The organism is Kribbella sp. NPDC049227 (assembly GCF_043197265.1).
In the GTDB taxonomy this organism is placed as follows: Bacteria; Actinomycetota; Actinomycetes; order Propionibacteriales; family Kribbellaceae; genus Kribbella.
Genome location: NZ_JBICST010000009.1, coordinates 171,554 through 193,608, shown reverse-complemented (window position 1 = coordinate 193,608; position 22,055 = coordinate 171,554). Strand labels below are relative to the sequence as shown.

Below are 22,055 nucleotides of genomic sequence, written 5' to 3'. Positions count from 1 at the left end.
ATCAGACCGGCGTACGTCGTACCGCCGGAGTATCGAGGAGATGAACGTGAGCGAAGGCGCGAGCTACGCCGCTGCCGGAGTCGACATCGAGGCCGGTGACCGGGCCGTCGAGCTGATGAAGGAGTGGGTGGCGAAGGCGACCCGCCCGGAGGTGGTCGGTGGGCTCGGCGGGTTCGCCGGGCTGTTCGACGCGACCGCGCTGACGTCGTACCGGCGGCCGCTGCTGGCGACCTCGACGGACGGGATCGGGACCAAGGTCGCGATCGCGCAGAAGCTGGACAAGCACGACACGATCGGGTTCGACCTGGTCGGGATGGTCGTCGACGACCTGGTCGTCTGCGGCGCCGAGCCGCTGTTCATGACCGACTACATCTGCACCGGCAAGGTGGTCCCGGAGACGATCGCGCAGATCGTGAAGGGCATCGCCGAGGCGTGTGTGGAGGCCGGTACGGCGCTCGTCGGCGGGGAGACCGCGGAGCACCCGGGCCTGCTCGAGCCGGACGAGTACGACGTGGCCGGTGCGTCGACCGGTGTGGTCGAGGCCGACGAGGTGCTCGGTGCGGAGCGAGTCCGCGCGGGCGACGTCGTCGTGGCGATGGCGTCCTCCGGCCTGCACTCGAACGGGTACTCCCTCGTCCGCCACGTCTTCTTCAACCGCGCCCGCTGGACGCTGGACCGGGTCGTGCCGGAGCTGGGTACGACGCTGGGCGAGGTGCTGCTGACTCCGACTCGGGTGTACGCCAAACACTGCCTCGAACTGATCGCGGAGCTGAACGGCGACGTCGAGGGTGACGCGAAGCCGCTGCACGCGATGTCGCACATCACCGGTGGTGGGTTCGCGGCGAACCTGGCGCGGGTCATCCCCGACGACCTCTCGGTCCGCATCGACCGGTCGACCTGGGCGCCGGCGCCGATCTTCGGCCTGGTCGGGCTGCTCGGCGACGTCGCGCTGCCCGAATTGGAGAAGACGCTGAACATGGGTGCCGGCATGATCGCCGTACTCGACCCGTCGTCGGCTGACGCCGCGATCGCCGAGCTGGCGTCCCGCGACATCCCGGCCTGGGTCTGCGGCGAGGTCACCGCGACGCCCGGCGGCACGGTCGCTCTGGAAGGCACCTACGCCAAGTAAGGACCCGCGCAGGTAGCTCTCAGCTGGTGCCGGCCCAGTCGCCACCCGCTCGAGCAACCGATTTCTGGGTAGGCTCGATCGCTCCGGGTGGTGCTGGTGTGGTGGAACACGTCGGGCGCACGGTCGACCTGCTCAGCGCCCGAGGGCACTGAGCAGGTCAGCCGAGCTGTCGTTGCTTACCGACGGGGGTGGTATTCGTCGGCGTCGTATTCGTCGCCGTCGTTGTCGCCGTTCGCAGAACGGTCGCCACCCTGGTCACCGGACAGCTCTTTCTTGAGCTGGTCCAAGTCGGTGTCCCAGGTGCGGTACTTCAGGTCGCGAGCGACCTTCGTCTGCTTGGCCTTTGCACGGCCGCGCCCCATAGCGTCGACCCCCTCGCACAAGTCAACCGGGTACGCAGCGTGGCGCCCACGGATCAGTCGTCAGTAATCGTGCTTCTAGGTTACCCGGACCCGGGGATCGACACACGCACCGCCCCCTGGCTGAACCACCGAAGAGGTCCGATCACCCCGTCGGCGGGGTGGGCCGGTCCCCTCAAACCGGCCCACTCCGCCGCGTCGGACCCCGTTTACTTGACCTCGCGACGTGAGCTTGCCCACAGTCCGACGATGGTCGGGACAACGATCCAGACTGCGATCGCGGTCAGCGTCTCGGGCAGCATGCCGTGCAGGTCACGGTCCGCGATCCGGCCGAAGGCGCCGAACACGTCCAGCCAGTTCGCGTTGTCCATGAACAGCGCCGGCCCGGCCAGCGACCACGCGGTCGGGGCGATGAAGTAGACCAGAATCGCGACAGCGGTCTGGGCGATCACAGCGCCGAAGGCAGCGGCCATCACCACGTTGAGCGCATTGGTCAGGTACGACCCGGCCAGTGCCCCGCCAAGTCCGGAGTACGACGCACCGTCGCCGCCGACCGCGCCGCCGACCGCGGTGCCGGCCAGCGCCAGCAGGTTGGTCACGGTCAGGACGACGACGCTCATGATGAGCGCGGAGACGAATTTGGCGATCTGCACCCGGACCCGCCGGGGCGACAGCGTGAAGGTGGTCAGCGCGGTGCGCTGGGTCCACTCACTCGTCATCGCCATCACGCCGATGACCGGCAGCAACAGCATCACGCCGGTCGAGGCGGCACCGAGGAAGCGGTCGGCGGCGGCCGGGCCGTCCGGCAGGTGGGTCAGCTCCCAGCCGATCGCGAGCAGGGCCAGCGCCACGATCGCGCCGATCAGCAACTTGCCGCTGCGGGTGTTCACGGACTTGCGCAGTTCGATGCCGACGAGTTTCAGGAAGGACTGCCCGCGGACGGGCGGAAGACTGGTCGTCGCCTCGGCCCGGTGCTTCGCCGGGGTGGTGGGCGCGACGTCGGTCACGGTGGTCATGGCTGTGAGCTCCAGGAAGTAGAAGTGGTCAGGCCGCTTCGGCGGCCGGAGTGGTGAGCTGGAAGAACAGGTCCTCCAGGCCGGCGCCGTCGCTCTGGCGCAGTTCGAGCAGGACCTGGCCCGCGGCCGCCGCGGCCCGGCCGACCTGCTCGGCGGTGGCGTCGACGCGCAGCGCGCCGTCGTGCAGCGGCTCCGGCCGCAGACCGGCCGCGGTCAGGGCCTCGTTCAGGCCGATCGGGTCGAGGCCGCGGACGAGCGTGCCGCTGCCGGCCAGCAGTTCTTCCAGCGAGCCGTTGGCGACGATCCGGCCGCCGCCGATCACGACCAGCCGGTCGACGGTCGCCTGGACCTCGCCCAGCAGGTGGCTGGACAGGATGACCGTGCCGCCGCGGGACGCGAAGTCCTGGAGCAGTCCACGCATCCACCGGATGCCCTCCGGGTCCATCCCGTTGGCCGGCTCGTCCAGGATCAGTACGGCGGGATCGCCCAGCAGCGCACTCGCGATACCGAGCCGCTGCCGCATGCCCAGCGAGTACTGCCCGACCCGGCGCTTGGCGGCGTGGCTGAGGCCGACGGCCTCGAGCATCTCGTCCACGCGGGTCTTCGGCACCCCGAGCAGGCTGGCGTTGAGCAGGAGCGTCTCCCGTCCACTCCGGCCCGCGTGCTGCGCGGCGGCGTCCAGCATGACCCCGACGACCCGGCCCGGGTTCGGCAGGTCGGCGTACTTCTTGCCGTTGATGGTCGCGGTGCCCGACGAGGGCGGCGTGAGGCCGGTCAGCATCCGGAGGGTGGTGGACTTGCCGGCGCCGTTCGGGCCGAGGAAGCCGGTGATGCTTCCGGGCTGGACGGTGAAGGACACGTCCTGGACGGCAGTGGTGCTGCCGTACCGCTTGGTCAGGTTCTCGACGGTGATCATGACGTCGAGTCAACCGTCACCGACCCCCTCGGCACATCGGACGACAGGCTCGACCAACCCCCTACGAAAGTCTCTCGGGGACATCCCCGACCCCCACCTGATGGGGGACGAGACGGCGTACTCCGGGCAACTACGCTGACAGAATGCGACGGTTGCGCCGGTGGTACGCCTGGTGGGTCAGGCATGCCCCGCGCCTGCGCGACTTCCTGTACGTCGGCTTCAGCCTGCTCACGATCGTTCTCCAGGCGGCCTCCGACAACGGCGGCTGGGACGTCAAGGACTGGTACGTCCTGGGCGCCGGCGTGGTGGCGTCGGTCGCGCTGTTCTGGCGCCGGCGGTTCCCGGCCGTCGTGACCGTCATCGGCGTGCTCGCGATGCTGACGGCGGGTCTCGTCGTACCGATGGGTCTCGCCCTGCTGACCCTGGCGATCCGCCGCCGCGATCTCGTCCTCGCGATCCTCGGACTGGCCGGCTACGCCGCCTACGTCCTCAACATCTGGAGTGAGGGCGGCGGGTTCTGGGTGTCGGTCTTCAGCGGACCGTTCCTGATCGGGAGCTGGATCGCGGCCGGTGCCTACATCGGCGCCCGCCGGGATCTGATGGTGTCGCTGCGAGACCGGGCCGAGCGCGCCGAGGCGGAGCGCGAGTTGCGCAGTGAGCAGGCGCGGCTGGGCGAGCGGGCCCGGATCGCCCAGGAGATGCACGACGTACTGGCGCACAAGGTGTCGCTGATCGCCCTGCACGCCGGCGGCCTCGAGGTGAACCCGGCCGTCGGCCCGGACAAGGTCGAGGGGTCGGCCCGGTTGATCCGGGAGACCGCGCGGCAGGCGATGGAGGATCTCCGCGAGGTTCTCGGCGTACTGCGATCCGACGTCAGCGTCGACGGGGCCGACCTGACCCCGGTGCCGCGGGCCGCGGACCTGGAGCGCCTCGTGACGGCGTCGCGGGATGCGGGCGTGAGTGTGGCAGGCGAGTTCACGCTGCCGGACGACGTACCGGTGTCGATCGGACGGACGGTCTACCGCGTCGTCCAGGAGTCGCTGACCAACGTGCACAAGCACGCCCGGGGTGCGTCGACCGAGGTCCTCGTGTACGGCGACCGCGGCGACGGCGTGACGGTGAGGGTGACGAACGTGCGTCCGGTGGCTGCTGGTTCACTGCTCCCGGGCGCCGGTGCCGGACTGGTAGGGCTGCGTGAGCGGGTCCAGCTGGCCGGTGGGCGGCTGTCGACGGGACCGACGCCCGAAGGCGGCTGGCGGGTCGAGGGCTGGCTGCCCTGGCCGGACAACCGGGAGAGTGCCGAGCCTGTGCGTGTGGACGAAGGGGAACGATGACGCGGCTGCTGATCGTGGACGACGAGGCGCTGGTCCGAGCCGGACTGAAGATGATCCTGGAGTCGGACGACGAGCTCGAGGTGGTCGCCGAGGCCGAGGACGGTGCCGACGCCGCCCGCATGGTGAAGGAGCACCGGCCCGACGTCGTACTGATGGACATCCGGATGCCGCGGCTGGACGGGCTGGCCGCCACGCGTGAGGTCCAGGCGTTGCCGGATCCGCCGAAGATCGTCGTACTGACGACGTTCGACCTGGACGACTATGTGTTCCGGGCGCTGCAGGCCGGCGCGAGCGGGTTCCTGCTGAAGGACACTCCGCCGCGCGAGCTGGTGCAGGCGATCAAGGTGGTGGCGGCCGGGGACGCGATGCTGTCGCCGGCGGTGACCCGGCGGCTGATCGGGCACTTCGCCGCCGACCCGCGGGCGGACCGCCGGCGGGCGGCGAAGGAGCGGATCGCCAAGCTGACCGATCGCGAGCGCGAGGTGCTGGTCGAGGTCGGCCGCGGCCTGCAGAACTCCGACATCGGCAGGACGCTGTTCATGAGCGAGGCGACGGTCAAGGCGCACGTGTCGCGCGCGCTGGTGAAGCTGGATGCCACCAACCGGGTCCAGGTCGCGATCCTCGCCTACGAGGCCGGTCTGCTGGACGGATAGAGAAACCGGCCCAGGCCGTCGGAGGGGTGGGGGACGACGGCCCGGACCGGTTTCGGGGTCAGCGGCGCCCGTGGGGGGAGGAGACGCTGACGGGTCGGACTCAGACGCGGCCGAAGGCCACCTTGCTGGTCCAGATCTTCGCCTTGGCGACCGGGCGGCCCGGCCTCGAGGCGTGCCACAGCAGGTTTCCGCCGGCGTAGATGCCGACGTGGTAGACGCGGCCACCGCTCTTGAAGAAGACGAGGTCACCCGGCTTCGCGGACCTGCGGCTGATGTGCTTGGTCGCGGAGTACTGTGCGCGCGACGTACGCGGCAGCTTCTTGCCGGCCTTCTTGTAGACGTAGCCGGTGTAGCCGGAGCAGTCGAAGCCGCGCGGGGTCGTGCCGCCGTAGCGGTACGGCCTGCCCTTCAGCTTCGCGGCCTCCCTGAGCACCCTGGCCCGGAAGGTCGACGCGGCGGGCTTGCCGTACGGACCGTAGAGGATCCCGCGCTTCGCGGCCCAGGTAAGCCGGCCCCAGGTCTTCGGGTCCGTGTACCCGGTCGCGCGAATGCCCCAGGAGCGCTGGAACTTGATCAGCACCCGGTAGGTGCTGGTGCCGAAGTAGCCGTCCGGCCCGAGGTGCAGGGCACGCTGCACGTACGAGACCGTCTTGCCCTTGTCCCCGCGCCGGAGGTACGGGTGGCTGTTGATCGGCGCGTTGCCGCGGATCTGGGCCGGGGTCAGGGCGGTGGTGGCCGCCGAAGCGGGCGCCGGGCCGGTGGTGACGCTGATCGCGGCTCCACCGCCGACAGCAAGGCCGACCGACAGGACTGCGGCGGCCGCCCCCCGGGGTGCGCCGGACTTGGTGTTCTTGCGGTGTTTGGCGACGGTCCGGCCGATCGGCCGGACGGTACTGGCCTCGCTGGGCTGGCTGACGGCGCGCGAAAGCGACGTCCGCCGGGCAGTGACGGGCATGGTTGTCTCCCGACGCCTGTGAAGTTAGCTGTCGGGTTCGGGCTGGGAAATCATCGCCCGGTCCGCTCCCGCGGACTTCACCCCAGGGTTCCGACCACTCACGGTCGAGACCCAACCTCCTGGGTCCCCCACCTCTGCCATGGTTCTTGAGGGGAGCACAGGTGCCTGGCAGAGCTCGGCGCTGACACATGTGCGGTCCGTGTTGTTTACCGAACCGCCGACGACTGTATTACAGAACGATCACGGCGCAAACCCTCAGATCCACAGGGACCCTCTGGAAAGGCCCTCAAGGGGTCTCTGACGGATCAGGAAGTCCGGGTGAACACCACGTGTCCTGAGCGCGTCTGAGCGAGGCTCAGACGCCAAATCAGCGGACTAGTGTGACCTCGGTCACATTCCCTCGTGGCACTCTGTGACAATGGGCACAGCGAGTACACAGGGCTGCCTAAGGTGCTTGCGGATTCAGCTATCTCCGAGCAGCTCGCGGAACCGGTCCAGCCCCACGTTCCCGCCGGACAGCACCACCCCGACACGCTCCGGCAGACCCTGGATCCGCCCGGCCAGTAGTGCCGCCAACGCGCTGGCCCCGCTCGGCTCCAGCACGATCTTCAGCCGCTCGAACGCGAACGCCATCGCGGCCACGATCTCGTCGTCACTGACCAGCTCGAAGCTGTCCACCAGCCGACGGTTCACCGCGAACGTCAGCTCGCCGGGTGACGAGATCGCCTGCCCGTCCGCGATCGTCCGCGGTACGTCGATCTCCACCCGCTCGCCCGCGGCCAGGGACCGGGCATGGTCGTCGCCCGCCTCCGGCTCGACGCCGATCATCCGGATCCCCGGCGACAACAGCGTCGCCGCGGTGGCGCAGCCGGCCATCAACCCACCACCCCCGACCGGGACCAGCAGCGCGCCGAGTCGGCCGACCTCCTCGATCAGCTCGAGCGCAACCGTCCCCTGCCCCGCCATCACGTCGTAGTGGTCGTACGGCGGAATCAGCGTGAGTCCGCGTTCGGTGGCCAACTCCTTGGCCAGCGCGGCCCGGTCCTGCGTGTACCGGTCGTACGTGACGACCTCGGCGCCGTACCCACGGGTGGCCGCGAGCTTCGTCGGGGGAGCGTCCTCGGGCATCAGGATCACCGCGGCCGTCCCCGCGATCCGGGCCGCGAGAGCAACGGCCTGCGCGTGATTCCCCGACGAGTACGCCGCCACGCCGTGCTGGAGCTGGTCGGCGGACAACCGGCTGACCGCGTTGTAGGCGCCGCGGAACTTGAACGCGCCGATCCGCTGGAAGTTCTCCGCCTTGAGGAAGACGTGCGCTCCGACCCGCTCGTCCAGAGTCCTCGAGGTGAGGACCGGCGTACGGTGGGCGACCCCGGCGATGCGCTCGGCGGCGGCCCGGACATCTGTGAGACTCAGCTCGGCCATGGGGCGACGCTATCGCGATGTCAAGATCGCCCGGGCGGCTCCGTACTCATCGTCGAGAGGCCCCGAACCGGGGCTGTGGTGAAGGAGAGATCGTGAAGTACCTACTGATCATGAACATCAACCCCGACGTTCTCGCCGCGCTGAGTGAGGAGGAGCAGCAGGCGATCGGCGCCGGTCACCAGAAGGTGATGGCGACCATGAAGGAGTCGGGCGAGTTCCACAGCACCGTCGCACTGGCCGAGCCGGCCAGGTCCACGGTGGTCAAGGTCCGCGACGGCGTACCGGCGGTGACGGACGGGCCGTTCGTGGAGGCGAAGGAGTTCCTCGGCGGCTACTACCTGATCGACGTGGCCTCGCCGGAGCGGGCCCAGGAGCTGGCGGCGATGATCCCGGACGCCGCGATCGAGGGCCTCGGCGTTGAGATCCGGCCGGTGGTCTTCGAGGAAGGTCTCTGACCGTTGCCGACAGCAAAGGGGTTCTCCACAACCTGTGGAGAACCCCTTGTTTTCTGTGGGTTTCAGTCCGTCTGGTCGTCGATCTTCGCCTCGGCGGCGTTCTTCTGGATCGACTCGATCCCGTTCAGCGCCGCGGCCTTGCTCGAGTAGCTCTCGCTGCTGGTCGCGATCACCTCGCCGTTGCCGGCCTTCAGCCGGAACCGGAACTCGCCCGACTTGTCCTTGTAGAGCTCGAACTTCCCCGCCATCGGTCTACCTCCGTGAGGATTGGTGTCACTGTCCGTGTCGGGAGCGTAACGCTGTCAGCCCGCCGGAACCTCGCGCACCACGCCGGGCGGGCCGGACCAGCCCGGCCACGGACCGGGCGACGGGCCGTCGCCGTCGGGGCGTTCCTCTTCCACTGTCTTGTACGGCTTCAGCCCGCGCGCCTGGTAGTTGGCCAGCGCGGCCGGACCGTCGAGCGTGTTCGTGTTCACCCAGACGCGGGTGATCGGATCGACGCCCTCGTGCCGCTCGTGCATGGTCCACGCGTTCCGCAGACCGACCGTCAGCAGGTGGCCGCCGAGTCCGCGGCCGATGAATCCGCGCAGCAGTCCGAAGTTCTCGATCTCGACCTCGCTGCCGACCCCGCGCAGCGCGACGTACCCGGCCGGAACGCCGCCGGCCCACGGGACGTAGGTCTCGAAACCGGGACGGCTCAGCCAGTCGACCCACTGGTCCCAGTTCCAGCCGAGCTTGCCGATCCAGTGCCAGTGGCCGCCGACCGCGGTGTAGAGGTACCGCGCGAACTCCGGTGACACCTCCTCGACCCGCCTGATCTCCACCGGCTGCTCCCGGGCCGGGATCAACTCGTCCGGGCTGTGCTGCTGCAGGTAGGTCATGACGCTGAGTGCCAACTACTGCTCCTTCTTCAGTACGCCGCAGATGCCGGCGACCACCAGTTCGATCCCCAGGGCGTAGTAACGGTCGGGCGAGGTCGGGCAGATCAACGTGTCCGCGGCAGCCGTGATCAGCGGGTACTTCCGCGGCGACAGGGCGGCCAGGGAGGCACGCTTCATCCGCAGAGAATCCTCGCGCGCGACCGGGTCAGTCACCTCGCGAGTGATCGGGTCCGTGGTCACCAGGGAGATCAGCGAGCAGACGGACTGCCTGCCGACCTCGGCCGCGTCGTCGATCGAGAATCCGCCCTCGGTGAGCAGTTCCATGATCCGCTCGGACATCGCCAGTCCCGCCTCGGAGACCAGGATCCGGGTCAGCGTGAGGTCGGCCAGCTTCGGGTGCGCACGGAGCGCCGTCACGAACGCCGTGAGCACCTCGGTCAACTGCTCGTCCCAGCGCGCGCCGGTCGGCTCCGGCACCACGACGTCCGCGAGCAGCCGGTCGCCGAGGGCGGCCAGCAGATCGTCCTTGTCCTTGAAGTGCCGGTACAGCGCCATGGGCGTGACGCTGTGCTGGGTCGCCAGACGGCGCAGGGTGACCGAGGCCGGTCCCTCCACGTCCGCGAGGGCCAGCGCGCTGTCGACGACCTTGTCCGGATCCAGGCGGCGAACGGGTTCTTTGGCAATCACGTTGACAAGTTTACACCGTAGACCTACCGTCTACAGGGTACGCATACAGCGTATACATACAACGTAGACTCTCGTTCTGAGTGAGGTAGGCATGCGACGCAGTCCCTGGGCCACCCTGGCGGTGCTGGCCCTAGCGCAGTTCATCGTGGTGCTCGACGTGACGATCGTGAACGTCGCGCTGCCGCACATCCAGGCGGACCTGAACTTCTCCGCCGACTCCCTGCAGTGGGTGATCAACGCCTACACCCTGCTCTTCGGCGGCTTCCTGCTGCTCGGCGGCCGGATGGCCGACCTGCTCGGGCCGCGCCGGGTGTTCGTCGGGGGCCTGCTGCTGTTCGGTGTCACCTCGCTGGTGGCCGGGTTGTCCAACTCACCCGAGTTCCTGATCGGTGCGCGCGCCGTACAGGGTCTCGGCGGTGCGCTGTTGTCGCCGGCGGCGCTGGCGATCCTGACCATGACGTTCGCGCACGGGCGGGAGCGGAACATCGCGATGGGCGTGTGGGGCGGGCTCGCCGGTCTCGGTGGAACGCTCGGCGTCGTGGCCGGCGGTCTGCTGGTCGACTCGCTCAGCTGGCAGTGGGTGTTCTTCGTCAACGTGCCGATCGTGCTCGCACTGGTCGCGCTCATCCCGGTGTTCGTCCCCGACGTACGGCACCACTCCGGACGGCGTACGTTCGACACGCTTGGCGCAGTGCTCGGTACGGCGGGTCTGATGGCGGTCGTGTACGGCGTCGTGCGGTCGGAGCCTGCTGGTTGGGGTTCGTTCGAGGTGGTCGGCGTACTGGTCGCCGGAGTGGCGCTGCTGATCTCCTTCGTCGTGGTGGAACGACGGTCTGCTGCTCCGTTGGTGCCGCTGCGGCTGTTCCGCTCGCGTGCGTTGAGTGTTTCGAGCGCATCGCTTGCTCTGAACGGTGCTGGGTTCCTCTCCATGTTCTTCCTGACTGCTATCTACCTACAGCAGGTCCGTGGAGACAGTGCGCTCGACGCCGGTGTGCACTTCCTGCCCATGGGTGGTGCGGCGATCGTCGGTGCGATCCTGGCTTCGCAGCTCGTGCAGCGCGTCGGTACGCGCACCGTGCAGCTCTCCGGCGCAGTACTGAGCGTGGGCGGTCTGCTGCTTCTCTCGCAGGCCGATGCGTCCGGCAGCTACGCTTCCCAGTTGCTCCCCGGGTTCATCATCTTCGGCTTCGGCATCATCGGGGTCGGCGTACCTGGTCAGATCACGGCTGTCTCCGAAGTACAGCCGCAGGAGGCAGGCGCTGCTTCCGGTGTGGTCAACGCGATGTACCAGGTCGGTGGCGCACTGGGTCTGGCCATCGTCACCACGCTGTCCATCACCCACACCACGAACGAACTGGCCGCCGGCGCCACCCAGCAACACGCCCTCGAGGCCGGCTTCCAACGAGGCCTCCTGGTAGCCGCCGCCTTCGCCGTGGCCAACGTCCTCCTCACCCTCGCATCCCCCCAGCTCCAACCCACCTCAGAACAACTAGCCGAAGCCACCGCCGCCGCCTGACCCACCCCACAGCCCCGGCCACCCGCGGCCGGGGCTGTGGGTTTCAGCCGGTCAGCGGGATGTTGCGAGCAGGGCGGCGTTCTGGCGTTCGAGTGCTTTGACCGAACCGGCGGTCCAACCCGACTCCAGAGCTGCTGACAACGGGTCGGGGAAGATCTCCTCGTCGCCGGCCGCCACGCCGTCGAAGATCGCTCGTGCGACCGACTCCGGAGTCGCCTTCGGTATTTCGAGGTCGCGGGACATCTCGGTATCCACCGGCCCGGCCAGTACGGCGTACACGCGGACACCGCTCGGGGACAGCAACGCGCGGAGGGACTGGGTGAGCGAGAACGCCGCGGCCTTGGAGATCGAGTACGCCGGGCTGACGGGCACCGACGCAAGCGCCGCCGCCGACAACACGTTCACGACGGCACCCCGCGATCGCGTCAACTGAGGCAGGAACGCCTGGGTGGTGGCGTGCGTGCCGAAGAGGTTGACCGCCAGGTGCCGCTCGAGGATCGCGCGATCTCCGAGGTCGTCGTACTGCAACAGGCCGGCGTTGTTGATCAGGACGTCGAGCGCGTCGACGCTCTTTGCGGCGAGCTCGATCTGGACGTCGTCGGTCACGTCCAGACTCAGCGCGGTGACGCGTTCGTCCGGGTGATCGAGCGGCCGCCGGGCGCGTACACGCGGGACGCGCCGCGACGCAGCGCCTCCTCGACCAGGGCCTGGCCGATGCCTCGATTGGCGCCGGTGATCAGGACGGACCGGTTCGCGATGGGGTCTTCCGACATGGTGTCTCTCTCCTTCGGATTTGGCTTGCTGAGGAGACAGACAGGGCGGGCCCGGGAAACTGGGCGCTGCGGGAGCGACCAGTTCTGTCCATGGCCGGTGTCAGTATCGGTATGGAGGTGACGGATGGACTCGTTGTTGCAGCGCGCGCGGGCGGGTGACCGGGACGCGTTCGCGGAGTTGGTGGAGCCGCATCGCCGGGAACTGCAGGTGCATTGCTACCGCATGCTCGGATCGTTGCAGGACGCCGAGGACGCGTTGCAGGAAACGTTGCTCTCGGCATGGATCGGGCTGGACGGGTTCGAAGGGCGGTCCTCGGTCCGGACCTGGCTGTACCGGATCGCGACCAACCGTTGCCTGAACGTCCTGCGATCGTCTTCACGCCGACCGGTGGCCGCGACACCGTTCCCGGTCACGCCACCACCGGAGCCGTCGCGGATGGGTGAGGTCCCGTGGCTGCAGCCGTATCCCGACCTGCTGCTCGACGGTCTGCCGGACGACGACCCCGGGCCCGAGGCTCGCTACGAGTCCCGCGAGGCGATCTCGCTGGCGTTCGTGACCGCCGTACAACTGCTGCCGCCGAACCAGCGCGCGGTGTTGCTGCTGCGCGACGTCCTCGGATACCGGGCTCGCGAAGCCGCTGAAATCCTTGGCCTGACCGAGCCCGCCGTGAACAGTGCACTCAAACGAGCCCGTACGACGATGGACGCTCAGTCAACCGGCAGGCCGGCGCGCGGTCCTGAGGATCCTGACCTGGTCGAGCGCTTCGTCGCCGCCTTCACCGCGCAGGACGTCGACGCACTCCTCGCTCTGATGGCCGACGACGTCTGGGTCCGGATGCCACCGCTCCCGTTCGAGTACGGCGGCACCGAAGCCGTCCACCGCTTCTTCACCGTCCTCGCCGGACATCGCCGCGAGATCGCGAAGATGGTCCCGGTCGGCGCGAACGGCCAACCAGCTTGGGGCGAGTACATCCGCGACCCCGTCACCGGCGCCCTCCACATCGTCGGCGTACTCGTCATCGGCATCAGCGGAACCCACATCCACGAACTGACCCACTTCGAAACAACCCTCGCGCCGTACTTCGGCCTGCCCCGGACCCTGGACTGACACCTGTGCTGAACTGGCCGAACTGCACCAACGCGCGAGACCTCGGCGGGCTGCCCTTGACCAACGGCGGCCGAATCCGCGCCGGCACGCTCATGCGCAGCGACAACCTCGATCAGCTCACCGACGCCGGCGTGGCCGCCGTTCGTGCTGCCGGTGTGAGCCGCATCGTCGACCTGCGCAGTGCCTGGGAGTGCGAGACGTTCCCGTCCCCGTTCACCCACGACGACCGCTGGCTCAACGTCCCCCTCACCGACCCCGCCGATCCCGACGTACCTGAACTCGACCTCTTCGAGCTCTACCGCATCCTGATCGACAGCTACCCTGAGCGCTTCGCCGCCGCCATCACCGCGATCGCGGAGGCGCCACCCGGCGCCGTACTCCTGACCTGCCACGCCGGCAAAGACCGCACCGGCCTCGTCACCGCCCTCACCCTCGCCTTGACCGGCGTACCTCACGACGCCATAGCCACCGACTACACCATCACCAACCTCACCGAACCCCGCCCCGGCTTCGCCCTCCCCACCGCCGAAACCATGCTCCAGCTCCTCGCCCACGTGGACACCAAGTACGGCGGCCCGGCCCCGTACGTACTGGCAGCCGGCACAACTCCCACCCACCTGACGTCCCTCAATGCCCGCCTCCGATGAACTCGGTGTCGTCAGACCGCGCCAAGGTCTGGCCTGCGCCTGAACCGCGTTCTGCGTCTCGCCGGCTTCGTACCGAACCCGCATGACGTCCAGGTCGACAGCCCGAGGTCGGCGAGTGCATCGGGTTCGCTGCGAACGTGGATATCGCGCTGGAGCGTTCGCTGCCAACTGGCCTCATCCTCCTGCCACTGCATGACGAACTCCACACAGAGCTTGGCCGGGATGCTCGCTGCTCGCGTCTTGGCCGTCTGCAGGGATTGCTGCGCGTCCAGCATGTCCAGGTAGTCGACCGGACTGACGCTGGGCTGCTCGCGGGCGAGTGCATCGAGGGTCTCATCGATCAGGGCCAGCCGAATCTCGGTGAAGTCCTCCCAGTAGCTTGGTCGCTTGGCGGCTGCCAACTGCTCTTCGAAGGTCCAGCCAGGCGTGTTGTCGAAGATCGCATAGAGCCCCTCCGCCAGCAAGTCGCCGAACTCTTCTTGATCCGCGCGCGTCGGTTCGCCGAACGGCTCGTACTTCGCTTGCCTCACCTCACCGACCTTCGGCAAAGATCGAGCGGCGGCGTGACGTGCGAAGAAGAACCAGTCCTCGTTGTAGATGTCCGCGAAGAAGGACAGCCCGGGCTCGCGCAAGTTGACCCCCAGCGTCGCGCCACTGACGAACACATCCTGCTTGAACCCGGCGAGGCGACGCGCGTGGCAGACCACCGAGTTGTCGGGGAAGTACCGGGAGATCATGGACGCCACCGGATGCCGATTGAGGTGGCCGGTCATCCGCGCGACAGCCAACGGAGTGATCCGACTGATGTCGTCGTCGACGAACATGATCTTGTTCCAGCCGCGCATCAGCCCGAGCAGCAGGCCGAGGTTTCGCTTGACACTGAGATCGCTGGACCTGCCGGCCGAAGCCTCCTTGAACTCCGGTCTCGAAGTCCCCGGGCTCAAGTAAGGCAAGCTGTAGTTCTCGGCCACCTCGACCACGAGCGCGCGTGCGTTGAACGTCCTCTCCACGCGTTCTACAACCTGGGCGACCTGTGCTTGCCGGCTGCACAGGATGACGAGCGGTAGTGACACTGAAGCGGACAGGGTGATGATGTCCTATAAACCCGACGCCGGTCGTGCGGCCGGCACCACGATGGCGTCCAGTCGCGTGCGCGCTCGCGGCACCCGGCGCGCCTGCTCATCGCGAAGCAGTGATGCGTGCGACGGCCCCTGGCCGAACTGGCGGCTCACCCGTCCGGCTCCTCTGGACACCACTCGAAGAGTCGGTTCTGCGGGATCTCGAGATCTGGAGTCATGGCTGTGCCGTTGACCACCGGGACACGGAGGAGCAGCGCATAGGATCCGCCGGGGAAGCGGTGCGCGAGGTACGCCTCGTTTTGCTCGCGGACCGCGGCATCGGTGAGGGTCCGGACGGCGCCCACTACGCCGCGACTGTAGACACCGTTGCAGATGGTGATGGTCCGGCTGTGGTTGAACGGATTGCGCAGCCGGACGAGGAGCGCCACGTCCTCGACCAGTTCTCGCGGTTGGCTGTCGCCCGAGGCGTCCCACAACGGCCGATACTCCGCGCCGTCGCGTGATCGGAAGATCTCGCCGTCGTTCAGGTCGGGTGCTGCCACCTGCCGGATCGGGAGTTCGTCCAGCACGCGCATCAGCCGGCCGGTGAGGCTGTTGAACGCGATGCCGCCGAGCAGAATCAGATGACCGGACAGATCGTCAGCGTTGATCTCGGTGGGCAGACGGTGCTGTACGGGAAGCTCTGGGTTCGAAGCGCGTAGGTGACCCCATAGCTCGATCAGCGCGTCGAGGTCGGCATACCTGTACAACCGCGTGTGGTTCGCGTTGTCCTGCTCCGCCAGTGGAGAACGAATCTCGGCCGGCAGCTCCGGACAGATCACCGTGACGGGGCCGGATTCGAAGTCGAGGGTGTATTGCGCATCGATCAGCGGATCGACCTGGTGGCGAACGCAGTCACGCAGGCCGAGCAATTCACGATGCAGCGTCTGGAAGCGTTCCCGCTCGTCGGCAGTCAACTCATGCTCACGGCGTACTCGCGGAGACGTGTCGTCAGTCAGCGTCGTGGAGAAGAGCAGGGCGTACGCGCGTAGCCGTTCCTCCGGAGGCAGTTTGGGGCTGGACTGCGACTCCCACGAGCTGATCGTCGCAACCGCGACACGTGAGTCGGTACTGAGTGCGCGCGCCAGGTCGGACTGGGTCAGTCGCTGGGATTCCCGTAGCTCTCGAAGTCTCCTGGCAAGTCGCACGGCCTCGGGCGAAGGGGCCAAGATGCACTCCCGGGAGATCTCTCGTCATGCCAGCCATTCGCGCCGCCGCGCGGAAACGCTGCTGAGCGCTCGGTCACCTAAATTATGCCCTAGGCGACCAAGCGCTGAAAGCGCTACTCCGAGTGCGCACGCGACCCGACTGGCTCGAGGTGCTTTTGGTACTCTTGTTCGCGCCTGCGGCGGCCGTTCGACTTGATATCTTGTACGACCGGCGTTCGGGTGTAACCCAGTCGTAAATAGAAATCTCGAGCCGAGTGATTCTCGATGAAGACCCAGAGTCGCAGCTCTGGCGCTCCCTCCGTCGCCGCAACGCTCTCCAGCGCCGAGACCAGGATCCCGCCGACTCCCCGGCGCCGCATGTCCGGAGTCACCCACAGCGCCTCGAGATGCAGGTCGTCGAGTGCGCGAGCGTTGCAGTTCAGTTTTACAAGACCGATTTGTCTCGTATTCGACGTGGCCGTGAGCCAAACGTTGAGATCAAGCTCCTGGCGCCAGTGTTTCTCGCTGTAGTCCCGCTCGGCGGACATCTCACCGAAAAATGAGTCAGGGGAATCCGCCAGTGCCTGCAGTCGCAATTCTCTGAGGGTCCGCCAGTCGTCCGCACCCAAGCGGAAGACAGAAGTCCGCGATTGGCCAACCTGTAGGATTTCTTGCACCGTAGATCCTTTTGTAGGTCGACGCTTCCAAGTCGGTCGAAGCGGCGACGCCGGCAAGCAACTGTTTGTCTGAACTGTCCTGATGCTGCTACGTCTGGCCGTACGGACGGCTCGAGATCACGTGGCGACGATCCAAGGTCACTCGCCCGCCTCATCGTCCGGTGACCACTCGAACAGACGGTTCGCGGGCGTCTGCAGGTCAGGCGCCACCGCGCCGCCGTTACTCGTCATCTCAACCCGCAGGAGCATCGCGAACGATCCACTCGGGAATCGATTGGCGATGTAAGCCTCGTTCCGATCGCGGACCTTGGTGTTCGTGAGCGCACGAACCGCTCCCAGCACTCCTCGGCTGTACACGCCGCTGCAGATGGTGACGGTGCCTTGGGCCATGTAGGGATTGCGCAATCGGGCGAGGAGCGCGACGTCCTCGACCAGTTCGCGGCGGCGGCCGTCACGCCATACGTCTTCGGCCTGCTCCGCTGCGATTCGCCTCTGGTCAACGGTCTTCGGGCCGTCGTTCTCGATCTCCATCCACTCAGGACGGAACTCTCGACCGCCCCGCGCGCCCAGCCTGAAGATTTCGCCGTTCTCCAGGTCCGGGACGACAACCTGCCGAATCGGGAGATCCGCCAGCTTTCTCTGGAGACGAACAGCGACCCGGTTCCAGCCGATGCCGCCGAGCACGATCAGGTGACCGTTCAGGTGGCTGTCTCCGACCTCTGTCGAGAGCACGTGCTCCACCGGCAGTTTCGGATTGGAGGCACGGACCTGGCCCCAAAGCTCGATCAACGCATCGAGGTCTGCGTAACGGTACGCCCAGGCATAGTTCGGATTCTCCTGCTTGGCCAGCGGAGAGCGGACACTGTCCGGCACCTCGGGGCAGACGATCGTGATCGGGCCGCTCTCGAAGGTCCAGATGGAGCCGCCGGACGATGGCGCGACCACGCCGCGAACCGCGTCGCGAAGGTCGATGAGCTCTTGATGTAGCGCGTTGAACTGGTCGCGTTCGGTGGCGGTCAGGTCCTGCTCGCGGGGCAGACGTGGAGTGTCGCCCGCGCTGGTCTTCGAGAAGACAAGAGCATAGGAACGCAAGCGGTCCTTGGGGGGCAGCTTGGGGTTGGTCAACGACTCCCACGAGCTGATCGTCGGCACAGCAACCCGGACGTCCTTGCTGAGCGCTTCCGACAAGGTCGCCTGAGTCAGGCCGCGAGATTCGCGCAGATCCCGCAGACGTCTGGCGAGTCGCTCCGCCTCTGCTGAGGGCGCCACAGTCACTCCCGAAGGTCAGCCGGCGCAGGTAGCCAGCATCCGATCACCATACTGTCTACTTCTCTACCGGGCCACAGCCGAAGCCCGGTAGAAGGAGAGTTGCTGGCTACCTCCCTTGGCGAAGGGGTCAAGGCTGATCACTAATAGTATCGTCATGTGACTCTAATGTGACGACACGCGATATTGCAAGCGAGGATCGAGTCCGCGTTCTATCTTTATACCTAAGTACACCTGAAGACAGGTGAAGCCACGCGGTTCAGAAGGAGAGATTCACTTCGATCTCAGCCGGCGTCATCGTTTGACCGAAGCAGGTGCCACATGAGCAGGTTCTTCGCCGCAGCACACATGCTCACCGTGAAGCCTTCGCCCTTCGTGGGCGTTCGGCCCCACCTCGTTTCATCACAGCGAGGAAGCTTCGTCATCCAGGACCACGGCGCAACGGGGCGCGTAGGTCACGACGTACTTTCACGGCCATGAACGCCGCTCCAGGCGAGATCGCCGCGATCAACGAACTGGAGCTCGGCAACTGGCGCACCGCCTGGCGCATCCTCGCCGCAGGCGACTTGACGGATGCGTACACCGGCGCCGATCTGAGGACGATCGCCCGAGCGATGTCGTATCGGGCGGCCGGTGACTTCAGCCTTGCCTGGTCGGCGCTCGGCGTCGCGGCAGCGAGTGTCCATCGCCGTCAGCCGGGCATCCCTGTCGCATCGCCGCAAGGGACCGATGTCGTCCGGTTCGCCTTGCCTCCGGACCCCGGTCCGCGGGCGGGAGCGGCGTACCGGACGGTCCGGCTGATCTGGCGCGAGCAGGGCGAGTTGCACCGGCTACGTCGTCAAGCGGCCGAGCGCCCGATCGGCATGACCCAGGACAGGCACATCCTTCTGCTGGCATTCGTCGAGTACCTGTGCTGGGTCGAGTGCGATCGAGAGAGCTGGCTGCAAGAGGCGGCCACGGACGACGAGAGCGCGTCGGTCGAGGCGCGAATCCACGAGTTCCGCGAACGCCGGCGCGAAGGCTTCCTCCGTGGTGCCACCGATCTGCGACGGCTGGATCGTCCCACGGCCGGGGTGATGACTCGGACGGTCTGGGATCGCATCGACCAGTACTACGGGCTGCGCCGGCTGGCGATGCAGGAACTCGGGCGACGTCCAGCACCGCCATGGGTCGACTCGGTCGTACCGGAGGGGACGCCGGCACGCAAGGGTGCCTCGGTCGCGTGGACGATGGCTCAGCCCGCTTGAGCCGCGCGGTCTTTACCTGCCGATCGTTGGGCCATAACCTTTGGGGAACCGTGTTCCATCGCATGGTCGCCGTTCAGATCGTTGAGATCGTCAACGATCGGAAGACCGGTCGGCAGCGCGCGAGGAGGGGTCGAGACGATGATCGCGATCCTCACCGCGCCCGGGACCTGCACCTCCGAGCCCGAGATTCGCCTTGCCGGGTCGAAGCCTGCCGATCTGTTCAGGACGACTGACCTCGGTTCCGGCATCGGGGTCGAGGTCGACCTGTCCGAACCCGAACGATGGCGTTCCGTCACTGTGCACCGCTGGGAGCGGGCCGACCTGGTTCTGCTGCGCGCGGTCATCGGACCGGACGCCGTACAGGATCTCGAGCGATGGCGCGACGAGCGGATCGCCGCGGGCTCCCGACGGCTCGAAGCCGATCTGTCTGTCGACTTCGCCCCTGCCCGTCCCTGGCTCAGGGCCGCCGTGATCGATGCGCTGGACTGGTGGCTTCAGCTTCCTCTCGATCAGGCCTTGCTCGACGCCGAGCGGGCGGTCGTCCGCGCCCGGGCGGCACGGTCGCTGCCGGCCGGCTCACTCCGCCGGGACGTCGCGGACCAGTCGCTCGTCCTCGCGCGGCGTTCCGCGAGCGGATTCGTCGACTATCTGGACGGCCTGACGGGATCGGCAGAATCGTTGCCTCGAGCCCTGTTCTCCGGACTCTCCCGCCTCGCCAACGGATATGCGGCGCTCGGTCGGCGGGTCGTCGACGGCCCGGACGACGACCTGGACGCTGTGGCTGATGCGTGGCTCAGGCTGAGGGCGGTTGTTCCCGTTGTCGCGACGTTCAGGCTGCCCGATCACTCCATGACCTATCGGCTGAGTGATCGGCCGCTGATCAACACGACACCGCTGAGGAGCTCGGTGGACCCGCGTCAGCTGCGGGCGCGCATCGTCGATACCGACGTACAGGCGCAGGAGATTCGCATGGTCATGTCAGGCGAAGGCTCCGTGCGCGTGATCGTGCCGGCCTTCGGTACGCGTCAGCAGCCGGCCCTCCTGGCGGATCGCCTGATGGTCCGACTGGTCGACAGCCGGTCGGGCGCGGCACAGGAGCCGGTGCTGCTGACTTTGAGGTCGGGCAGCGAAGCCGAGCGGTTCGGTGTGGCGACTCCGGTGTTCACCGAGATGGTTCCGCTGCGCGGCGCATCGCCTGAGTACCTGCGCGCGGATGTGTTCGACCCCGACAGCCAGGCTTCGCCGGCGCGAAGCGACACCGACGACGAATTGCTGCGCCAGCGCCGGGCGCAGTTCGTCCTGGGTGAATGGCGCCGCGCTGCGGCCGAGTCGCGCCTCTCCCGGGGTGTGAGGGTACGGCGACGCCGTCTGACGCAGTTGCTCGACGTGCTGACGCAGGCGAGCGCTGACTCCGAGCAGCCGGCGTTCCTCGGAGGTCCGACGCCGGCGGAGATCGCACAGCTGATCGGCCACGCAGGCGCGGGGCCGGAGACCGGTCACCCGTGGTTCGCGTCGACCGAAGGAGCCGGGGAACTGCTCGTCGCCGAGCTCGCAGCGGTGCACGCAAACCGTTGATCGGGTTTGGGCTTTCGGCTCGGCGATGCCGTCGCGGCATCGTTGTTGGCCCTGCACACCAGGGGTACGGCGTACTGGGAGTCAGGAGCGCGGCCGTGAACGGGCACAGGCCGCGCTCCGTTGACCCGGGAGCACCCCATGGCCCTCACCAGAGCAAGAAGGCGGGATCCGGCGCTGGTCCGTCCGGCCGGCGCCACCGACGTCCAACGGCCGGATGGCCTGATACAGCTGGGGACGCGAATGGCTTCCCGACCTTCGATCTCGCTCTGGTTCGTGATGGCCGCCGACCTGGCAACGGTGGTCTGGATGTACACGGTCGGTTCCTGGCTGGACCACACCTCGAAGTTCACCGCCACGTCGACACTAGGCGGCCATCACATCCTCGTTCTGGTGCTCGCCGCCCTCGCCTTCGCGACACTCGCAGTCCTCGCCCTGATCACCGACGGCTTCACGAACACGACCCCACGCCTGTCCCTCATCAAGAACTTGGCCTGCATCCTCTCCGTCGTAGCGCTGACCGGCCTGGTAGCCCTTATCCTCGCCAGCCTTCTCAGCCGAATCGTCTTCGGCCGCCTACGTCCTTGAATCCGCCCGCCCGCACCCCTACTTCGCCCTACCCCCGCACATCGACTGGCAACCGGCGTACTGTCGGAGTAGGGGACGGAGTTGGAGGCTCCGTGGGGGAGGTAGTCATGACTGCAACACAAGGCGATCTCGCACTTCTGCAGGATCCGGTCGCACAACGACTCCTGGGATCACGTGAGCCGGCACGGCTGGCGTACACCTGGACCGATGGGACTCCGCGCGTGGTGCCGATCTGGTTCACCTGGACCGGGGACGAACTCGTGTGCGGTACCCCGCCGAGGGCGCCGAAGCTGAAGGCGTTGGCGGAGGTCACCGACGTCGCGGTCACGATCGACGACTCATCCGCGTGGCCGTACAAGGTGTTGCTGCTGCGCGGGATCGCGAACGTCGAGATGTACGACGACGTCGTACCGGAGTATGCGCGATCCGCCGATCGCTACCTCGGCGCCGAGCAGGGTGCGGCGCTGATCTCGCAGATGCGGGGCCAACCGATGGCCCGCGTCGCCGTCAGGCCGACCTGGGCCGCGGTCCTCGATTTCGAGACCCGGTTCCCGAGCGCGCTTTCGCTGTAGTCAGCACGCCTGG

25 protein-coding genes and 1 riboswitch are annotated in these 22,055 nt (G+C 67.6%); of the genes, 11 read left to right on the top strand and 14 right to left on the bottom strand.

Going from position 1 to position 22,055, the window contains the following annotated elements; translation table 11 throughout:
• The first annotated feature begins 40 nt into the window (after positions 1–40).
• The gene (purM, locus tag ACGFH6_RS37485) at positions 41–1,129 is read left to right on the top strand and encodes a phosphoribosylformylglycinamidine cyclo-ligase (protein WP_393394114.1); all 1,089 of its coding nucleotides are present in this window, start codon (positions 41–43) and stop codon (positions 1,127–1,129) included.
• Between the two features lie 176 nt (positions 1,130–1,305).
• Here the strand turns inward: purM and ACGFH6_RS37480 are convergent, their stop codons facing one another.
• The 3 genes from ACGFH6_RS37480 to ACGFH6_RS37470 form a co-directional block, all read right to left on the bottom strand.
• The gene (locus ACGFH6_RS37480; RefSeq protein WP_393394111.1) at positions 1,306–1,491 is read right to left on the bottom strand and encodes a DUF3073 domain-containing protein; all 186 of its coding nucleotides are present in this window, start codon (positions 1,489–1,491) and stop codon (positions 1,306–1,308) included.
• Positions 1,492–1,697: 206 nt separating this feature from the next.
• Entirely contained in the window at positions 1,698–2,504 is an 807-nt protein-coding gene (locus tag ACGFH6_RS37475; RefSeq protein WP_393394108.1) for an ABC transporter permease, read from the bottom strand.
• Between the two features lie 28 nt (positions 2,505–2,532).
• Positions 2,533–3,420, bottom strand: a complete 888-nt coding sequence (locus tag ACGFH6_RS37470) for an ABC transporter ATP-binding protein (RefSeq protein WP_393394105.1) — start codon at positions 3,418–3,420, stop codon at positions 2,533–2,535.
• A 143-nt stretch (positions 3,421–3,563) separates the two neighbouring features.
• Between ACGFH6_RS37470 and ACGFH6_RS37465 the strand changes: the two genes are divergently transcribed.
• Complete coding sequence (locus ACGFH6_RS37465) at positions 3,564–4,754, top strand: sensor histidine kinase (protein ID WP_393394102.1); 1,191 nt, start codon at positions 3,564–3,566, stop codon at positions 4,752–4,754.
• Complete coding sequence (locus tag ACGFH6_RS37460; protein WP_393394099.1) at positions 4,751–5,407, top strand: response regulator; 657 nt, start codon at positions 4,751–4,753, stop codon at positions 5,405–5,407. Before ACGFH6_RS37465 ends, ACGFH6_RS37460 begins: the two co-directional genes overlap by 4 nt.
• A 100-nt stretch (positions 5,408–5,507) precedes the next feature.
• Here the strand turns inward: ACGFH6_RS37460 and ACGFH6_RS37455 are convergent, their stop codons facing one another.
• Both ACGFH6_RS37455 and ACGFH6_RS37450 read right to left on the bottom strand, forming a co-directional pair.
• Positions 5,508–6,362, bottom strand: a complete 855-nt coding sequence (locus tag ACGFH6_RS37455) for an NlpC/P60 family protein (protein WP_393394097.1) — start codon at positions 6,360–6,362, stop codon at positions 5,508–5,510.
• Positions 6,362–6,553, bottom strand: a riboswitch (cyclic di-AMP (ydaO/yuaA leader). (Overlaps the previous gene by 1 nt.)
• 271 nt (positions 6,554–6,824) lie before the next feature.
• A complete protein-coding gene (locus ACGFH6_RS37450) occupies positions 6,825–7,787 on the bottom strand; it encodes a threo-3-hydroxy-L-aspartate ammonia-lyase (protein ID WP_360442330.1) in 963 nt (320 codons plus the stop codon).
• Positions 7,788–7,879: 92 nt separating this feature from the next.
• On the opposite strand from ACGFH6_RS37450, the gene ACGFH6_RS37445 reads away from it, so the two are divergent.
• Entirely contained in the window at positions 7,880–8,242 is a 363-nt protein-coding gene (locus ACGFH6_RS37445) for a YciI family protein (protein WP_393394094.1), read from the top strand.
• A 62-nt stretch (positions 8,243–8,304) separates the two neighbouring features.
• Here the strand turns inward: ACGFH6_RS37445 and ACGFH6_RS37440 are convergent, their stop codons facing one another.
• The 3 genes from ACGFH6_RS37440 to ACGFH6_RS37430 are packed head-to-tail and all read right to left on the bottom strand — an operon-like array spanning position 8,305 to position 9,810.
• Positions 8,305–8,490 carry a YegP family protein gene (locus ACGFH6_RS37440; RefSeq protein ID WP_393394091.1) on the bottom strand — a complete coding sequence of 62 codons (186 nt, stop codon included), beginning with the start codon at positions 8,488–8,490 and terminating at the stop codon, positions 8,305–8,307.
• A gap of 54 nt (positions 8,491–8,544) precedes the next feature.
• A complete protein-coding gene (locus ACGFH6_RS37435; protein WP_393394088.1) occupies positions 8,545–9,138 on the bottom strand; it encodes a GNAT family N-acetyltransferase in 594 nt (197 codons plus the stop codon).
• A complete protein-coding gene (locus ACGFH6_RS37430; RefSeq protein ID WP_393394085.1) occupies positions 9,139–9,810 on the bottom strand; it encodes a TetR/AcrR family transcriptional regulator in 672 nt (223 codons plus the stop codon).
• A 91-nt stretch (positions 9,811–9,901) separates the two neighbouring features.
• Here ACGFH6_RS37430 and ACGFH6_RS37425 point away from each other — a divergent pair, with 91 nt between their 5' ends.
• Positions 9,902–11,326: an MFS transporter gene (locus ACGFH6_RS37425; RefSeq protein WP_393394082.1), complete on the top strand. Its 1,425-nt coding sequence runs from the start codon at positions 9,902–9,904 to the stop codon at positions 11,324–11,326.
• A gap of 51 nt (positions 11,327–11,377) precedes the next feature.
• Here the strand turns inward: ACGFH6_RS37425 and ACGFH6_RS37420 are convergent, their stop codons facing one another.
• Together ACGFH6_RS37420 and ACGFH6_RS37415 are read right to left on the bottom strand one after the other, a co-directional pair.
• Positions 11,378–11,932 (bottom strand): SDR family NAD(P)-dependent oxidoreductase, encoded by a 555-nt coding sequence (locus ACGFH6_RS37420; protein WP_393394079.1) that lies wholly within the window; start codon positions 11,930–11,932, stop codon positions 11,378–11,380.
• An 8-nt stretch (positions 11,933–11,940) separates the two neighbouring features.
• Positions 11,941–12,099, bottom strand: coding sequence for a hypothetical protein (locus ACGFH6_RS37415; RefSeq protein ID WP_393394076.1), 159 nt, complete (start codon positions 12,097–12,099; stop codon positions 11,941–11,943).
• 124 nt (positions 12,100–12,223) lie between these two features.
• On the opposite strand from ACGFH6_RS37415, the gene ACGFH6_RS37410 reads away from it, so the two are divergent.
• Together ACGFH6_RS37410 and ACGFH6_RS37405 are read left to right on the top strand one after the other, a co-directional pair.
• Positions 12,224–13,207, top strand: a complete 984-nt coding sequence (locus tag ACGFH6_RS37410; protein WP_393394073.1) for an RNA polymerase subunit sigma-70 — start codon at positions 12,224–12,226, stop codon at positions 13,205–13,207.
• A 5-nt stretch (positions 13,208–13,212) separates the two neighbouring features.
• Positions 13,213–13,854, top strand: coding sequence for a tyrosine-protein phosphatase (locus ACGFH6_RS37405; protein ID WP_393394071.1), 642 nt, complete (start codon positions 13,213–13,215; stop codon positions 13,852–13,854).
• Between the two features lie 11 nt (positions 13,855–13,865).
• On the opposite strand, the gene ACGFH6_RS37400 is transcribed toward ACGFH6_RS37405, so the two are convergent.
• The 4 genes from ACGFH6_RS37400 to ACGFH6_RS37385 all read right to left on the bottom strand — a co-directional run bounded on the left by ACGFH6_RS37400 (position 13,866) and on the right by ACGFH6_RS37385 (position 18,066).
• Positions 13,866–14,864, bottom strand: coding sequence for a hypothetical protein (locus ACGFH6_RS37400; RefSeq protein WP_393394068.1), 999 nt, complete (start codon positions 14,862–14,864; stop codon positions 13,866–13,868).
• A gap of 218 nt (positions 14,865–15,082) precedes the next feature.
• Positions 15,083–16,141: a helix-turn-helix domain-containing protein gene (locus ACGFH6_RS37395; RefSeq protein WP_393394066.1), complete on the bottom strand. Its 1,059-nt coding sequence runs from the start codon at positions 16,139–16,141 to the stop codon at positions 15,083–15,085.
• A gap of 113 nt (positions 16,142–16,254) precedes the next feature.
• Entirely contained in the window at positions 16,255–16,797 is a 543-nt protein-coding gene (locus tag ACGFH6_RS37390; protein WP_393394063.1) for a GNAT family N-acetyltransferase, read from the bottom strand.
• Between the two features lie 138 nt (positions 16,798–16,935).
• Positions 16,936–18,066 (bottom strand): hypothetical protein, encoded by a 1,131-nt coding sequence (locus ACGFH6_RS37385; RefSeq protein ID WP_393394061.1) that lies wholly within the window; start codon positions 18,064–18,066, stop codon positions 16,936–16,938.
• A 473-nt stretch (positions 18,067–18,539) separates the two neighbouring features.
• Between ACGFH6_RS37385 and ACGFH6_RS37380 the strand changes: the two genes are divergently transcribed.
• The 4 genes from ACGFH6_RS37380 to ACGFH6_RS37365 all read left to right on the top strand — a co-directional run bounded on the left by ACGFH6_RS37380 (position 18,540) and on the right by ACGFH6_RS37365 (position 22,042).
• A complete protein-coding gene (locus ACGFH6_RS37380) occupies positions 18,540–19,310 on the top strand; it encodes a hypothetical protein (protein WP_393394058.1) in 771 nt (256 codons plus the stop codon).
• 138 nt (positions 19,311–19,448) lie between these two features.
• Positions 19,449–20,885, top strand: coding sequence for a hypothetical protein (locus ACGFH6_RS37375; RefSeq protein ID WP_393394055.1), 1,437 nt, complete (start codon positions 19,449–19,451; stop codon positions 20,883–20,885).
• A 240-nt stretch (positions 20,886–21,125) separates the two neighbouring features.
• Positions 21,126–21,470, top strand: a complete 345-nt coding sequence (locus ACGFH6_RS37370; RefSeq protein WP_393394052.1) for a hypothetical protein — start codon at positions 21,126–21,128, stop codon at positions 21,468–21,470.
• A 107-nt stretch (positions 21,471–21,577) separates the two neighbouring features.
• Entirely contained in the window at positions 21,578–22,042 is a 465-nt protein-coding gene (locus tag ACGFH6_RS37365; protein ID WP_393394049.1) for a pyridoxamine 5-phosphate oxidase, read from the top strand.
• Positions 22,043–22,055: the final 13 nt, after the last annotated feature.